Genomic DNA, 15,548 nt, shown 5'->3' with positions numbered 1-15,548 from the left:
AGCCACTCCATGGCCAGCACCACGATCGATACGCCGGGCGGCGGGAAGCCGCTCGCCCCTCCGCAGGCCCCCGTCATGCCGAGCGAGAAGGTCTCCGCCCGCACCTGGATGGCCGTCGCCGCCGGCATGATGGGCGCCTTCATGGCGGTGCTCGACATCCAGATCACCAATTCGTCGCTCAAGGATATTCTCGGCGCGTTGTCGGCCACGCAGGAAGAGGGCTCGTGGATCGCCACCGCGTACCTGGTGGCGGAGATCATCATCATTCCGATGACCGGCCTGCTGACGCGCGTCTTCGGCCTGCGCAACTACATGATCGGCACCACCGCGCTGTTCCTGGTGTTCTCCACGCTATGCGGCTTCGCGTGGAACCTCGAAAGCATGATCGCCTTCCGCATGCTGCAAGGCTTCACCGGTGGCGCCCTGATTCCGATGGCGATGACCATCGTGATGACGTTGCTGCCGCCGTCTAAGCGCGCCACCGGCATGGCCATCTTCGGCCTGACCGCGACCCTGGCGCCGTCGATGGGCCCGACCCTGGGCGGCTACCTGAGCGAAATCTACGGCTGGCCGTCGATATTCTTCATCAACTGGGTGCCAGGATTGCTGCTGATCTTCGGCATCGGGATCGGCCTGGAAAAGGAAAAGTCGCAACCGTCGCTGTTGCTGACCGCCGACTGGCTGGGCATCGCCTTCATGGCCGTGGGCCTGGGTAGCCTGACGATCTTCCTGGAAGAGGGCAACAGCAAGGACTGGTTCGATTCGTCCTTCATCATCACCTTCGCGGCGATGTCCATCGTCGGCCTGCTTGGCTGGGTGGTCAACAGCGCGCTGCGCCCGCAGCCCTTCGTCAACCTGGGGTTGTACGGCAAGCGCAATTTCGCCGCCGCCACCGCGCTGTCGATGGCGATGGGCATGGGGCTGTACGGTTCGTCGTTCCTGCTGCCGCTGTACCTGGGCCAGATCGCCGGCTACTCGCCGATGCAGATCGGTGAAGTGATCATGTGGTCAGGCTTGCCGCAGTTGTTCATCATGCCGTTCGTGGCCAAGCTGTCGTCCAAGATCGACAACCGCATCCTGTGCAGTTTCGGGCTGCTGCTGTTCGGCGGCTCGTGCCTGATGAACGCCTACATGGACGCCAGCACCGGCTACGACCAGCTGCTGTGGTCACAGGTGGTGCGCGCGCTGGGCCAGCCTTTCGTGATGTTGACGTTGTCGAACTTCGCCATGAACGGCATCCAGCCGAAGGACATGCCATCGGCATCGAGCCTGATCAACATGACCCGCAACCTGGGTGGCTCGATCGGCATCGCCCTGCTGGCGACGGCGCTGACGACGCGCGAGCATTTCCACTCGCAGCGCATCGGCGAATCGGTGAGCAACTTCGCGTTGGCCACGCAGGATCGTCTGGCGGCGTTGACGCAATCGTTCATCGGCCAGGGCATGGACGCCAGCACGGCGTCGGACATGGCGCTCAAGGCGGTCGACGGCATCGTGCGGCGCGAGTCCTTTGTGATGGCCTACAACGACGGCTTCTTCCTGGTGGCGATGGTGCTGTTCGCCTGCATCGGCGTGCTGTGGTTCTCGGATAAAGTCAAAGCCCCTTCGGGCGGTGGCGGCGGCGGTGCGCACTAAATCGATGCGCGCGCCAACTCTAACTAATTTGTGAGGTAACACCATGTTCAATTCAGCTTTGAAGCGCCTGACGCTCGCTGTCTCCATCACCCTGGCAGTCAGCGGCTGCGCCACCGTCGGCAGCGATTTCTCCGCGCCGAAAAACGTCGCCGACGCCTCGTTCCGCCATCTGCCGCAGGCCGGCGCCAGCGAGGCGCATCTGCCGGCTCAGTGGTGGACGGTCTTTAACGACAAGACCTTGAACGATCTTGAACAGACCGCGCTGCGCGACAATCCCAGCGTGAAGGCGGCCGCGCAGCGGTTGGTGCAGGCGCTCGAGCAGGTTGGCGTCAGCCGCGCCAGCCAGCAGCCCTCGCTGAGCGTGAACACCTCGATCGCCAATTCGCGCACGTCGGCGGAGACGTCGCAAGGGCTGGCGCTGGGCGGCCGTTCGATCAAGGGCAACAACTATACGGTCGGCGCTTCGATGTCGTACGAACTCGATCTGCTGGGCCGCGTGCGCCGTCTGGTGGAGGCGTCCGACGCGCAGGCGCTGGCGGCCGAGGCGGACCGCGACGGTGTGCTGCTGGTGCTGTCGTCGCAGCTGGCGACGACCTACTGGCAGCTGCGCGGCCTCGATGCCGAAATCGCGATCCTCAAGGGCGCGCTCGATACCCGCCGCGAAAGCGAGGAGCTGGTGACGGCGCGCTTCGACGCCGGCCTGTCGAACGAGCTCGATGTCTCGCGCGCCCGCATCGAGTATGCGAACGCCAAGGCCGATCTGCAGGAAGTGCAGCGCCAGCGCAACCTGCTGGAACATAGCCTGGCGACCCTGGTCGGCGCCTCGCCGTCGGCGATGCTGACGGCGGCCAACACGGATGCGGCCAAGCTGCCGCAGCCGCCGGCGATTCCGGTCGGCCTGCCGGCCAGCCTGCTGGCGCAGCGTCCGGATCTGGCGGGCAGCGTGGCGACCCTGCGCGCGGCCAACGCGCAGATCGGCGTGGCCGAAGGCGCGTTCTATCCTTCCGTGACGTTGACCGGCAACTTCGGGTACGCGTCGGAGAGCCTGCGCAAGCTGGGCGAGGGAAGTTCGCGCCAGTTCAGCGCCGGTCCGCTGGCGCTGTCGCTGCCGATCTTCGACGGTGGCCGCAACAAGGCCAACCTGGCGATCGCCAAGGCGCGCTATGAGGAGGCGCTCGCCAATCATGAAACCAGGCTGCTGACGGCCTTGCGCGAGGTCGAGGACGCGCTGTCGGATGTACAGCAGCGCCAGTTGCAGGGCGAGGCGCAATCGGCGTCGCAGGTGGCGGCGGCGCGCGGTTATCTGGTGGCGCGTGCGCGCTACGAGCGCGGCGTGTCGACCTATCTGGATGTGACGGATGCGCAGCGCAGCGCGCTGACGGCCGATCGCGCGGCGGTGCAGATCAATACGCAGCGCTTGCTGGCGGCGGTGTCGGTGGCACGCGCGCTGGGCGCAGGCTGGCAGCCGTCGGAGCGGCTGGCGGCGGTGGCCAATTAAGTGTTACGCAGCTAAGTTTTACGCAATTGAGTTTTACGCGATTGTTTTACGGTTACGCGATGAGGCCAGCGGCGGTGCGCCGCTGGTCCTGAGCGTTTTGTCTTCGTGGCCCGGGGACCATGTTGGCCCGAACCGGTCGACGATGAAGTCCACGAATGTGGTCAGCTTCGGCGTGGCTTGCCGGTCGCGCGGGTAGACCAGATTCATCGGACGCGGCGTCGGCATGTAGTCGCATAGCACCGGCACCAGCCGTCCTGCGGCGATGTCCTGCGCCAGCAGCACCTCCGCCTGCATCACCAATCCAAAATCCTGTAACGCGGCCATGCGCAAGGCCTGACCGTTGTTGGCGCGGAAGCGGCTGGCCTCGAGGTTGCGGTTGCCGGTCTGCCCCTGCAGGCGCCAGCGCATGTTGAGCGACCACGCCATGAAATCCAGGCATTCGTGCCGCGCCAGGTCGTCCGGCGTTTGCGGCGCCCCGTGCTTTTCCAGATACGCCGGGCTGGCGCAAATGGCCATCGCGTAATCGAACAGAGGCCGCGCCACCATCGTCGAATCCTCCAGCCGGCCGATGCGGATGGCGGCGTCGTATCCTTCCTCCACCAGGTCCACCGTGCGGTCGCTCAGGCTCAAATCCAGACTCACCTCCGGATGGCGGCGAAGATAGTCCGTCATCGCCGGCGCAATCCATTCGGTGCCGAAGGAAACCGGCGCGGTGATCTTGAGCCGTCCGCGCGGCACGCTGCGCATCGCTTCGGCGCCCGTTTCGGCGGCCGCGATCTGCGCCAGGATGGCCCGGCAACGTTCGACGTACTGGGCGCCGATCTCGGTCAGGCTTTGGCGGCGCGTAGTGCGGGTCAGCAGGCGCGCGCCCAGCGTCGCCTCCAGCTGCGCGATGTGCTTGCCGACCATGACCGGGGAAATCTTGAAGTTGTCGGCGGCGGCCGTGAAATTGCCGGCGTCGACCACCGCGACAAAAATCTCCATGCTGCGCAGCTTGTCCATGATTGCTAACCATAAGTTTGTAATGAACTTAATCTTAGCTCATTTATTCATGCCGTGATTGCCGCGATACTGGTTCCACTTAACCAGACAGGGAGTGGATCATGAAAATCGTCGTTATCGGTGCCTCGGGCACGGTGGGCAAATCGGTGGTGGAAGAATTGGGCAAGCGCCATGAGATCGTGACGGTGGGCGCGGCCAGCGGCCAGTATCGGGCCGACTTCACCGACATCGCCCAGGTGCGGGCGGCGTTCGAACAAATCGGCAAGGTCGATGCGGTGGTGGTGGCCGCCGGCTCGCTGCATTTCGGCCCGCTGGCCGACTTCACGCCGGAGCAGTTCTACGTGGGCTTGAACAGCAAGTTGATGGGGCAGGTGAACGTGGCGCTGGTGGCGCGCGAGTATCTGAACGACGGCGGTTCGATCACGCTCACCAGCGGCATCGTGGCCGAGCAGCCGATCCGCAATGGCGCCAGCGCGACGATGGTCAACGCGGCGGTGGAAGGCTTCGTGCGCGCCGCCGCCATCGAGCTGCCGCGCGGCTTGCGCATCAACGCCGTCAGCCCCACGGTGCTGGCGGAATCGATGGGCAGCTACGGCCCGTTCTTCATCGGCTTCGAGCCGGCGGCGGGCAAGCGCGTGGCACTGTCGTACGCGCGCAGCGTCGACGGCGCCCAGACCGGCCAAGTCTATCGTGCGTGGTAAAGGGGCGGCCATGAAAGTGATCGTGATCGGTGCGACAGGCACCATAGGCTCCGCCGTCGTCGAGCAACTCGGACAACGGCACGAGATCGTCGGCGTCGGTACGCGCAGCGGCCGGTATCAGGCCGACATCGCCGACATCGCCCAGGTGCGGGCGATGTTCGCGCAAGTCGGCAAGGTCGACGCGGTGGTGGTGGCCGCCGGCGCGCTGCACGTCGGGCCGTTCGATGAACTCGCGCCGGAGCATTTCCACGTGGGCCTGAACAGCAAGTTGATGGGGCAGGTGAACGTGGCGCTGGTGGCCCGTGACTATTTGAACGACGGCGGTTCGATCACGCTCACCAGCGGCGTCGACACCGATCATCCGATACGCGGCGCGACGGCGGCCAGCACGGCCAATGCGGCGGTGGTGGGCTTTATGCGCGGCGCGGCGATCGAGCTGCCGCGCGGGCTGCGTATCAACGTCGTCAGCCCGACGGTGCTGCAGGAGTCGATGCCGGTGTTCGGGCCTTTGTTCATCGGCTTCGAGCCGATCGCCGGCAAGCGCGCCGCGCTGGCGTATGCGCGCAGCGTCGACGGCGCGCAAACGGGGCAGGTGTACCGGGCCTGGTAGCGGCAATCCGATAGTTTGGGTCGCGAAGGCGCAAGTACCCGATGCGGCGCGCTAGCCGGAGCATGCGCGGCCGCGCCGCCTTATTGGGTGGACGATCTTGTGCGGTATTGGCGTGGCGAGAAATTCATCACGCGCTTAAACGCAGAGCCGAACGCGCTTTCGGACTCATAGCCGACCGACGCCGCCACATCGGCCAGAGAGCGGCCAGACTTGGCCAGCCGGTCCGCAGCGAGGAACATGCGCCAACGTGTGAGATAGGCAATTGGCGTCTGCCCGGTAACCTGCTCGAAGCGCGCAGCAAAGCTCGATCTCGACATGCCGGCCACGGCAGCCAAATCCTGCAAGGTCCAGCGACGGGCGACGTCGGCATGCATGGCCGTCAGCGCGCGACGCAAGGTTGGCACCGAAAGCGCCGCGAGCCATCCCTGGCTGGCGGTCGCATTCTCCAGGTGCGCGCGCAATGCCTCGACCAGCAGTGCCTGCGCAAGATGACTAGCGATCAATTCACTACCCGGGCGCGGATCCCGCAGCTCGCTCATCAGGCGCTTCACACCGCTGTAGAGGGCGGTCTTGCTGGTCGCGGACTGGACGTGGACGACCGGAGGGATTGCGTCAAGCAAGCCCCTGCCGTCCGTTCCTTCCAGGCCGAAGTAGCCGCCGATACCTCTGCACTCCCCACCGCCATTGAGCGTTGCCACTTCGCCTGGCGGCACTTGGGACAGAAACGCTTGGGCGTCCCGCGATTCCGCCGTCTCACCGGAATACAGATGCACCGCACCGCCACCGGTTAACAACACGACGTCGCCCGCCTCCAGACGCGTCGGCGCCGCCGCATCGGCGAGCCGGAGCCAGCAGCCGCCGGTCTCGATCGCGAAGCAAAGCACGCCGTCGGACGCGGTAAACGCGAGCGCCCAGTTGCCGGCGGCGTCCAGACCGCGAAAGCCGTAATCGCAAGGTCGCATGAGCATGAGAAAGTCAGATAGTGGATCCATCAGATTTGGACGATAGCGATAAATATTGCGACCATCGCGCATGGATGGTCCGAATGTTCGCGCTTATAGTAACCGCTAACCTTCAACGATGAGATGATTATGACTCCACAGACACACCTAGCGCTCCTGCTGCCCGGCAAGCGGGCACAATTAATCATCGCGTCGGTCCCCGACGTCAGTCCGGGTGCCGGCGAGATCGCGGTGAAAGTCCGCGCGCTCGCCGTTAACCCGTTCGATCGCTACGTACAGGCGGTTGGCGATGTCGTCACGGGCTACCTTGCCTATCCCGCAGTCATCGGAACGGATGTGGCCGGCGAGGTGGTGGCCTTGGGACCGGGGGTGAGCCGTTTTCGCATTGGCGATCGCGTGCTTGGGCATGCTGCCGGGATCGAAAAATGTCGCAACAAGGCGGCGGAAGGCGGATTCCAGGAACTCGTGCTGCTGCTTGCGCACATGGCCTCGCCCATTCCGGCGGACCTATCGTTCGAAAACGCGGCGGTTTTGCCGTTAGGTCTGTCCACCGCGGCGTGCGGACTTTTCCAAAAGGACTTTCTGGCACTCGCACCGCCGCGGGTGGACCCCGTGCCAACGCGCGAGACCGTGCTGGTATGGGGAGGCTCCTCCAGCGTCGGCAGCAACGCGATTCAACTGGCGCGCGCAGCGGGCTATGACGTCGCGACGACCTGCTCGCCCGCTAACTTCGATTACGTCCGCCAGCTGGGCGCGGCGCACGTGTTCGACTATCGCCGTCCATCTGTTGATGCGGAGATTGTCGACGCGATGCGCGGTCGCCAGGTGGTCGGGGCCATCACGATCGGCAAGGGCGCGGCCGCCGCGTGCATGCGCATACTTGCACAGTGTGAAGGCAGACGCTTTGTCGCGCAAGCTAGCGCGCCAGCGTCGTTTGATGACGTGACGGGCACGCCGGGCCGTTGGCGCAAACTGCTGCCAGCACTCGCCAAAATGGTGGCCGGCAGCATCGCGCTGAAACTCTTGGCAAAGCGGACCGGGCTCGAGACAAAGATGATCTGGGGCGGCTCGCTCATCGAGAACGAAGTGGGGAAGATGATCTACGGCGCATTCTTGCCGGAGGCGCTGTCGCGCAAAATATATGCGGCGATGCCGCCTTCCGAGGTGGTCGGGCACGGCCTGCAATCTATCTCGGAAGCCATGGCGCGGCAACGCCGCGGCGTGTCGGCGCGCAAGCTGGTGGTGACGTTGTGATGGCGCGGACTGCCGCCGCCGCCGCTGGCAGCGGGGAGGGGATGCCCGCATGGGGTTGGTTCGCCTGGGGCGGCATGGCGCTGATCAGCAGCGTCATCGCGCTCGTCTCCTTGCGCTATCTACCCGGCAAGGGGCCGGTTCCCGAAGTGACCGCGTTGAACCGCTATTTCAATCCTTGGATCAAGGTGCATGCGGCCGGTGCGGCATCGGCTTTGCTGCTGGGCGCGACGCAGTTTCTGCCGGCGATACGTGCACGTTGGCCTGTGTTGCATCGCATCGGCGGCCGCCTGTACGTGCTCGGCTGCCTGATTGGAGGCGTGTCGGCGCTGATACTGGCGGCAGGCACGTCGGCCGGGGCAATTGCCGGCGCCGGATTCGGCGCCCTGGGGTGCGCCTGGCTGGCGACCACCAGTGTCGCGATCTACAACATCCTCAAAGGCAACGTGACCGCGCACCGGCGATGGATGATACGCTCTTTCGCACTCACGTTAGCGGCCGTCACATTGCGTGTCTATCTGCCGTTATCAAGCCTGCTGGCGCTCGACTTCCTGGTGGCCTATCAAGTGGTTTCCTGGCTGTGCTGGGTGCCCAACATCCTGCTTGCGGAATGGTTTCTTGGCCGCCGCGCGTTCGCACAAAAATGAGCCAACGATACCTCGGCTCCCAATACCTGCAAGCCACCGTGATGCAATTTTCGCTGTTTGCGGAGATGGGACGGCGAGCCGCGCCCATATTCATAGCCGGTGTCCTGCTGATTTCATCTATGCTGTGCGGTTGCCAGGCATGGCGGGCGAGCACCGCAGGCGACCGGCCGGCGGCGATTGCGGCGTCTCCCGAGTGGCGCGACGGCCGCTTCCGGAATGCCGAAGGAAGCCACACCGATCTGCCCAAAGCGCTGCTGCGGGCGCTCTCGGGCGCACCCGACGACGTGCCGGCTTCACCCGTACCGGTTGTGATGACAGACCCGGCTATGCTGGCAATGGCGCCTGACAGCGGCTTACGTGTCACGTGGTTTGGCCACTCGTCGACGTTGTTGGAAATTGATGGCATCCGGATCCTGACGGACCCGATCTGGAGTGAGCGCGCGTCGCCGATCGGATGGCTGGGACCGCGGCGCTGGTACGCCCCGGTCATCGCGCTGACGCAGTTTCCACGCATCGACGCGGTCATCATCTCGCATGACCATTATGACCACCTGGACCAGGCTACAATTATAGCGATGCGGCATTGGACCAATCTCTTCATTGTGCCACTCGGTATGGGCGGGCGGTTGGAGCGGTGGGGCATTGCGCGGACGCGCATCGTGGAGCTGGACTGGTGGCAATCGACCCAGGTCGGCGCGCTGGCTGTCGCGATCGTGCCGGCGCGTCATTCGTCGGGGCGTCTCGATCCGCGCAGCGACCACACCTTGTGGGGAGGCTTTGCATTGCTGGGGGCGCGCTACCGGGTGTATTTTTCCGGTGACACCGGATTGCAACATGCGATGACGGAAATAGGAGAACGCTACGGACCTTTCGACCTGGCGCTGATTGAATCAGGTCAATACAGCGAAGCCTGGCCTGATGCGCACCTCGGTCCGGAGCAGGCGGTGCTGACGGCGAAACAAGTCAACGCGCGCGTGCTGCTGCCGGTACATTGGGGCTTGTTCAAACTGGCGCCGCATGCCTGGACCGAACCGGTGGAGCGCGTATTGGCGGCGGCGCGCTGCGCCGACCTGAAAGTGATCACGCCACGGCCTGGCCAATCTGTCGAACCGACCGTGCCGAGACCTGAAGACGTGCAGCGTTGGTGGCCGACGTTGAGATGGACGTCGGCGAACGAAAAGCCGATCGTCGCGACGATCAATGGTAGTCCGGCCCAACGATTTGCGCCGACAACCTGTCCTGTTGTTCCGACACGCGAGGCTGTTCCCGACTAGACCCACGTCGTGGAAAGGTTCAGTCCACAGCGACTGAATGTTCTGCGATAAATTCCCTGAACCAAAGTTGAGCGGGGTTGTTATCGCTGCGTCGATGCCAGATCAGGTGAAAAACGATTTCAGGCAACGCCATGGGCGGCGGGAACAGCATCAGTCGATGACTAGCCTGCGACTCAAGCGCTGCGCGTTTGAGTATGGTGGCGACCCAGTTGGTGCGGGCAATAACCGCAGGCACCGCAAATAGTTGTGGCAAGGTCAATGCGAGCTTGCGCTTCTTTCCCTGTTGGGCGAGGGTTTGATCGACGAGCCCATGCATCTGCCCTTCGGGTGACACCAGCACGTGCTGCAATTGGAGGTAACTGTTCAAGTCCATTGGACGTCCCGCCGCCGGATTATCGCGCGATACGATGGTGACAAACTCGTCGCGCAGCAGTGGCCGCGTCCGGATGCGGGCATCCGTATCCGTCGGCGACACGCCAATCGCGGCATCGATCTCCCCTGCATCGAGCAAATCGACAGCGGCGTCACGGTCATTAAACGCAATGACGTTCAAGGTTACTCCGGGCATGGAGCGTTCAAGTGCGGCGATCAGGGGCGGAAGCACGACCACCGTCGGGTAATCCTGCAGGCCCAGCTTGAACGTCACCGACGCCGTCCCGGGCTGAAAAACGGGCTGGCTGATCATCGCCAATTCAATCTGGCGCAACGCCTCTTCGACCGGTAGCGCCAGATCCCGCGCGCGCGGCGTGGGAATCAAGCCCGTGCTGCTGCGCTGGAAAAGCGGATCGCCGAGCAGGATACGTAGCCGCGACAAGGCCGCGCTCATGGCAGGCTGGCTCACGCCCACCTGTGTCGCGGCACGCGTCACATTTCGTTCGCTCATCAATGCGTTGAAAGCGACCAGTAAATTCAAATCGATGCCATGAAAATCCATGATTCAAATAATCACTTATATAGTTTATTTGTTGGACTGATTGTACTGCAAAGAACACACTGACACTTCCTTCAACTCTGAGCAGATCCTTTCATGACTATCGCAACTACCGACCTTTCCCAGCAATTACGCGCCGAACTCATTGCTGTGCAAACGCTTTATCGGGCTTTCAGCGAACAGAACCCGGACCTCGTGGACGCCGTGCTCGCCCCCGACTGGGACGACATTCCGCTGGCGCCGGGGCAGGAACCCGGCCCGGCAGGCATCAAGCCCATCCTCCGCATGCTTGCCGCCGCATTACCAGACGTGCAAATCACGATCCACGACACGGTCCAGCAGCCTGGCAAGGTTGCCGTGCGCGCCGAGATCAGCGGGACGCATTTGGGTGAGCTGTTCGGCATCGCTCCAACCGGGAAAAAAGTCAGTTTCCGCTTGCACGAGTTTCACACGCTCGCCGACGGCCTAGTCACCACCACGTGGCACATGGAGGACTGGTTCGGCCTCTTCCTGCAACTTGGCCAATTCCCGCCACAAGGTTGAACCCTATATAACGGAGGCACTCATGCAAACAGATCCACAAGTCGTGCTCGTGACCGGCGCCTCGTCCGGCATAGGCCATGCTATTGCATTGGCGCTGGCACGCAATGGCCACATCGTCTATGCCAGCATGCGCGAAACTGAAGGAAAAAATGCCCAGTGCGTCGCGCAGCTGCGGCAACTCGCCAAGCGTGAAAACATTGCGCTTGGCACGCTGGAGCTAGATGTCCTGTCCGAAACCGGTTGTCGGGCGGCGGTGGACGCCATCCTCGGCAAGGATGGACGTCTGGATGTCGTCGTCAACAATGCCGGCATGCTGATGCAAGGGATCAGCGAATCGTTCTCGATCGATCAGGTCGCACGGATCATCGATACCAATGCGCTTTCCTGGTTACGTGTCAATCGCGCCGTCTTGCCGGCGATGCGCCGGCAAGGTCGCGGACTGTTGATGTACGTCGGCAGCACGACCGCGCGTTTGCACGAACCATTTCTGGGGCCTTACGTTGCCAGTAAGGTCGCTGGCGATGCACTGGCTGAAATCATGGGCATGGAGGTACGTCCTTTCGGTATCGAAAGCGTGACACTGGTCCCCGGCGCCTTTACTACAGGGACCGAACACTTCGCACACGCGCAGGCGCCCGCCTATGCGGCGATTGGTGAGCAGTATGGCGATCTTGCCGCGCGCATGGCCACTCTGGGGGACAAACTCAGCGCCATCGACGCGGCCAACGGTGGCGCGCTGACGGTTGAAGACGTGGGCAGTGCCGCGTGCCAGGTATTGTCCATGCCACGTGGCACGCGTCCATCGCGGGTCATCATCGATGGTCAGCAAAAAGGCACGGAGGCCATCGACGCTGTTTACCACGTGAAGCAGACCGCGTTTCTGGCACAACTGGGGTTGGCCGACCTGGCGCCGGCGGTGCCGCAAGCTGTTGCTCCGGGCAGAGGGCAGGGCGACCGGTGGATTACAATGTGACCCTCACTCCACCCGAGGTTCGAATGAAAAAAATCCTGCTCCCATTGGCGCTGGCGCTCGCCTGCGCCGCCGCCTACGCCGCGCCCGCCGACGTCGCCGACCTGAACAAAATGAGCAAGCGGTACGCGCCGATCGCGCTGACCGCCGACACCAGCAAACTCTCCGCCGGCGACAAGAAGGCCATCGTCAAACTGATCGAGGCGGCCAAGATCATCGACGTGCTGCAGTTGCGCCAGCGCTGGTCCGGCAACGAGGCGCTGTGGGCCGCGCTGAAGAAGGACAAGACGCCGCTGGGCCAGGCCCGCCTGGGCTACTTCTGGCTCAACAAGGGGCCGTGGTCGATCCTCGACAGCCATGAATCGTTCCTGCCGGCCGAGATCGACGGCATCAAGATTCCCGCCAAAAAGCCGGAGGGCGGCAATTTCTATCCGGCCGACGCCAGCAAGGCCCAGCTGGAAACCTGGATGAACGCCTTGCCGGCGATCGACAAGGAACAGGCGCAGTGGTTTTTCACGACGATACGCCGCAACGCCGACGGCCAGTTCACCACCGTCAAATATTCGGACGAATACAAGGCCGAACTGCAGCAGGCCGCCGCGCTGCTCAAGCAAGCCGCCGCCGCGACCGACAACGCCTCGCTGAAGAAGTTCCTCGAACTGCGCGCCGATGCTTTCCTGAGCAACGACTATCTGGCCTCCGACTTCGCCTGGATGGATCTGGACGCGCCGGTCGACGTCACCATCGGCCCGTACGAGACCTATAACGACGAGCTGTTCGGCTACAAGGCCGCGTTCGAGGCCTACGTCAACATCCGCGACCAGAAGGAGACGCAAAAGCTCGACTTCTTCGCCAAGCACATGCAGGAGCTGGAAGACAATCTGCCGCTCGACGCGCAGTACCGCAATCCGAAGGTCGGCGCCATCGCGCCGATGGTTGTGGTCAACCAGGTGTACGGCGCCGGCGACGGCAACATGGGCGTGCAGACGGCCGCCTATAACCTGCCCAACGACGAGCGCATCATCAGCCAGCGCGGTTCCAAGCGCGTGATGCTCAAGAACGTACAGCAAGCCAAGTTCAAATCGACGTTGACGCCGATCTCCAAGCTGGTGCTCAAGCCCGCCGACCAGAAGGATGTCGATTTCGACTCGTTCTTCACGCACATCCTGGCGCACGAGATCACGCACGGCCTGGGACCGCACGTGACCAAGGTCGACGGCAAGGAATCGACCCCGCGCCAGGACTTGAAGGAAGCCTATTCGACCATCGAGGAAGCCAAGGCGGACATCACCGGCCTGTACGTGCTGGCCTATATGATGGACAAGGGCCAGCTGGCCGGCACGCTGGGGCAGGGCGAGGCGGCCGAGCGCAAGCTGTACACGACGTTCCTGGCGTCGGCGTTCCGCACCTTGCATTTCGGCCTGACCGATTCGCACGCGCGCGGCATGGCGATCCAGGTGAATTATCTTCTCGACAAGGGCGGCTTCGTGTCGCATGGCGATGGCACGTTCGCGGTGGATTTCAAAAAGATCAAGTCCGCCGTCACCGATCTCGACCGCGAGTTCCTGACCATCGAGGCCACCGGCGACTACGCGCGCGCGCGGGAGATGATGACCAAATACGTCGTGATCCGTCCGGACGTGCAAAAAGCGTTGGATAAAATGAAATCCGTGCCCAACGATATCCGTCCGGAATTCAAGACGGCGCAAAGCCTGCTGGCGAAGTAAGTCCTCACCTTTCCCGAACGGGGGCCGTCCGGTCTCCGTTGTCAATCCGCTTACACAGTGGCGTTTCAAACAAATAGTTCAAGTTTGCCTACGTAGAAAAAAACTTCCGTACGGCAATAAAAGTTTCCGTGGTCGTGATAAAGTTGGTTTGAGGAAACCAAATCATGATCACGCGCCTACTTATCTCCCTGCTGCTGTTTTGCTCCAACTTCGCTTCCGCGGCGGAGTTGACCGACATGGAAACCCGCTGGCTCACCGCCGGATCGGCCATGCTGAAGTACGCCAAGAAAGACCTGAAACTGCCGATCGACATCATCGTCCAGCCCACCGGCAAGCCGACCGACGTGCCGCTGGCTTTGGGCTTCCAGGACGGACGTTGCAAGCTGGTGCTGACGATGCGTAACAAGACCAATGCCGAAGACGTCCTGTCGAGCGTGCCGGCCGAGCAGCGGGCGCTGATGATCGAGGCGATGTTCGCGCACGAAGTGGGCCACTGCTGGCGCTACGTGCAGGGGCAGTGGCACGAGATGCCGGCCGGTTTCGAGGAACACGACCACGCCGCGCACGGTCAAGCCCAAGCCCAAGCGCAGGAACTGGAGCAGACCCGCCGCGAGGAAGGCTTCGCCGATCTGGCCGCGCTGGCGTGGATACAGCAGCGTCACCCGGAGCAGTACGGCATCGTCGCCGCATGGATGCGCCAGGTGCGTCAACCCTCGCCGTCCGGCGCGGTTGTCGGTTCGCACACCACCATGGCGTGGCTGCAACTGGCGTCGAGCGGCGACGCCTTTGCCGCCGAGCTGCCGTTGTTCGAGCAGGCCAGCAGCCTGTGGCAAAAGGGTCTGCTGAACCAGGACGCGCGCCAGGACGCCCGCCAGGGCATGCGCCAGGCGTCGCTTCAGCGCTAGCGATATCGAAGTCACGCCGGCGGTGTGCATAGTCATAAAATAACAATTCCCCAACTCTGTTCGTTCCCGCACAGAGGTTTCTCTGCTGTCGGCGTTTAATGTGTCCACCAACCACCACAACAAAGGGACACATCATGAACAAGCTCCTCTTCCTGGTTCTGGCCGGCGCCGCCAGCGCCAGTTTCGCCGCCACCCCAGCCAACGACACGGTGGCCTACAAGGCAGCCACCAACAAAGCTGCCAACGATTACAAGACCGCCAAGTCCGCCTGCGATGCGCAGTCCGGCAATGCCAAGGACGTCTGCCAGGAGCAGGCCAAAGTCGCCCGCGCGACGGCCGAGGCGAACGCCACGATGCAGTACAAGAACGACAAAAAATCGATTGAAAAAGCTCGCACCGAACTGGCCGATGCCCAGTACGGCCTGGCCAAGGAAAAATGCGATACCTTGGACGGCAACGCCAAGGATAGCTGCCTGAGCACCGCCAAGTCGCAGCAGGTCGCCGCCATCAACGCCGCCAAGGCCGGTAAGGATGCCGCCGACGTCGCCCAGACCGGCATCGACTGCAGCGCCATGACCGGCACCGACAAGGCATCGTGCGAAGCCAAATCGAAAACCGAGCTGGCCAAGGACGCCGTCGCCGACACCGTCATCACCACCAAGGTCAAAACCGAACTGATGGCCGAGCCGGCACTGAAATCGCTGGACGTCAAAGTTGAAACCACCAACGGCGGCGTGGTGCTGAGCGGCTTCGTGCCGTCGCAGGCCGAAGCCGATAAAGCGGTCGACGTGGCCCGCAACGTCAAAGGCGTCACCGACGTCAAGAGCTCGCTGCGCATCAAATAAGCCGTAGCCCGTCTTTCCCCCTGATCGGGGCCTCCGCCGAGGCCCCT

General features: G+C 63.2%; 15 protein-coding genes. 12 read left to right on the top strand and 3 right to left on the bottom strand.

Annotated elements, in window-relative coordinates; translation table 11 throughout:
- The first annotated feature begins 9 nt into the window (after positions 1-9).
- A complete protein-coding gene (locus tag BMX85_RS20150) occupies positions 10-1,635 on the top strand; it encodes a DHA2 family efflux MFS transporter permease subunit (protein WP_090322842.1) in 1,626 nt (541 codons plus the stop codon).
- A 43-nt stretch (positions 1,636-1,678) separates the two neighbouring features.
- Positions 1,679-3,133, top strand: a complete 1,455-nt coding sequence (locus tag BMX85_RS20145) for an efflux transporter outer membrane subunit (protein WP_090322838.1) — start codon at positions 1,679-1,681, stop codon at positions 3,131-3,133.
- Between the two features lie 33 nt (positions 3,134-3,166).
- On the opposite strand, the gene BMX85_RS20140 is transcribed toward BMX85_RS20145, so the two are convergent.
- Positions 3,167-4,135, bottom strand: coding sequence for a LysR family transcriptional regulator (locus BMX85_RS20140; RefSeq protein ID WP_090322834.1), 969 nt, complete (start codon positions 4,133-4,135; stop codon positions 3,167-3,169).
- A 101-nt stretch (positions 4,136-4,236) separates the two neighbouring features.
- Between BMX85_RS20140 and BMX85_RS20135 the strand changes: the two genes are divergently transcribed.
- Complete coding sequence (locus BMX85_RS20135; RefSeq protein WP_090322830.1) at positions 4,237-4,836, top strand: short chain dehydrogenase; 600 nt, start codon at positions 4,237-4,239, stop codon at positions 4,834-4,836.
- Positions 4,837-4,846: 10 nt separating this feature from the next.
- Positions 4,847-5,446 (top strand): short chain dehydrogenase, encoded by a 600-nt coding sequence (locus BMX85_RS20130; protein ID WP_090322827.1) that lies wholly within the window; start codon positions 4,847-4,849, stop codon positions 5,444-5,446.
- Positions 5,447-5,526: 80 nt separating this feature from the next.
- Here BMX85_RS20130 and BMX85_RS20125 read toward each other — a convergent pair whose 3' ends face one another.
- Entirely contained in the window at positions 5,527-6,480 is a 954-nt protein-coding gene (locus BMX85_RS20125; RefSeq protein ID WP_218147386.1) for an AraC family transcriptional regulator, read from the bottom strand.
- A 57-nt stretch (positions 6,481-6,537) separates the two neighbouring features.
- On the opposite strand from BMX85_RS20125, the gene BMX85_RS20120 reads away from it, so the two are divergent.
- From BMX85_RS20120 to BMX85_RS20110, 3 genes are read left to right on the top strand one after another with little or no spacing between them, the layout of a single operon-like run.
- Positions 6,538-7,662 carry a zinc-binding alcohol dehydrogenase family protein gene (locus tag BMX85_RS20120; protein WP_090323817.1) on the top strand — a complete coding sequence of 375 codons (1,125 nt, stop codon included), beginning with the start codon at positions 6,538-6,540 and terminating at the stop codon, positions 7,660-7,662.
- Entirely contained in the window at positions 7,662-8,306 is a 645-nt protein-coding gene (locus BMX85_RS20115) for a DUF2306 domain-containing protein (protein ID WP_218147385.1), read from the top strand. Before BMX85_RS20120 ends, BMX85_RS20115 begins: the two co-directional genes overlap by 1 nt.
- On the top strand, positions 8,303-9,580 hold the full coding sequence (locus BMX85_RS20110; protein WP_218147384.1) for an MBL fold metallo-hydrolase: 1,278 nt from the start codon (positions 8,303-8,305) through the stop codon (positions 9,578-9,580). The genes BMX85_RS20115 and BMX85_RS20110 overlap by 4 nt, the downstream gene beginning before the upstream one ends.
- Before the next feature lie 19 nt (positions 9,581-9,599).
- Here the strand turns inward: BMX85_RS20110 and BMX85_RS20105 are convergent, their stop codons facing one another.
- A complete protein-coding gene (locus tag BMX85_RS20105; RefSeq protein WP_090322818.1) occupies positions 9,600-10,514 on the bottom strand; it encodes a LysR family transcriptional regulator in 915 nt (304 codons plus the stop codon).
- Positions 10,515-10,607: 93 nt separating this feature from the next.
- Here BMX85_RS20105 and BMX85_RS20100 point away from each other — a divergent pair, with 93 nt between their 5' ends.
- The 5 genes from BMX85_RS20100 to BMX85_RS20080 all read left to right on the top strand — a co-directional run bounded on the left by BMX85_RS20100 (position 10,608) and on the right by BMX85_RS20080 (position 15,501).
- Positions 10,608-11,054, top strand: coding sequence for an ester cyclase (locus BMX85_RS20100; protein WP_090322813.1), 447 nt, complete (start codon positions 10,608-10,610; stop codon positions 11,052-11,054).
- Positions 11,055-11,076: 22 nt separating this feature from the next.
- Positions 11,077-12,027, top strand: coding sequence for an SDR family NAD(P)-dependent oxidoreductase (locus BMX85_RS20095; protein ID WP_090322808.1), 951 nt, complete (start codon positions 11,077-11,079; stop codon positions 12,025-12,027).
- A gap of 23 nt (positions 12,028-12,050) precedes the next feature.
- A complete protein-coding gene (locus BMX85_RS20090) occupies positions 12,051-13,751 on the top strand; it encodes a dipeptidyl-peptidase 3 family protein (protein ID WP_090322804.1) in 1,701 nt (566 codons plus the stop codon).
- A 164-nt stretch (positions 13,752-13,915) separates the two neighbouring features.
- Positions 13,916-14,656, top strand: a complete 741-nt coding sequence (locus BMX85_RS20085) for a hypothetical protein (RefSeq protein ID WP_090322800.1) — start codon at positions 13,916-13,918, stop codon at positions 14,654-14,656.
- Between the two features lie 134 nt (positions 14,657-14,790).
- The gene (locus BMX85_RS20080) at positions 14,791-15,501 is read left to right on the top strand and encodes a BON domain-containing protein (protein WP_090322798.1); all 711 of its coding nucleotides are present in this window, start codon (positions 14,791-14,793) and stop codon (positions 15,499-15,501) included.
- Positions 15,502-15,548 lie beyond the last annotated feature (47 nt).

It is taken from the genome of Duganella sp. CF517, assembly GCF_900110275.1.
Taxonomy (GTDB): domain Bacteria; phylum Pseudomonadota; class Gammaproteobacteria; order Burkholderiales; family Burkholderiaceae_D; genus Rugamonas.
Note: the sequence above shows the minus strand (reverse complement) of the source record. Positions and strands in the feature narration are given on the sequence as shown.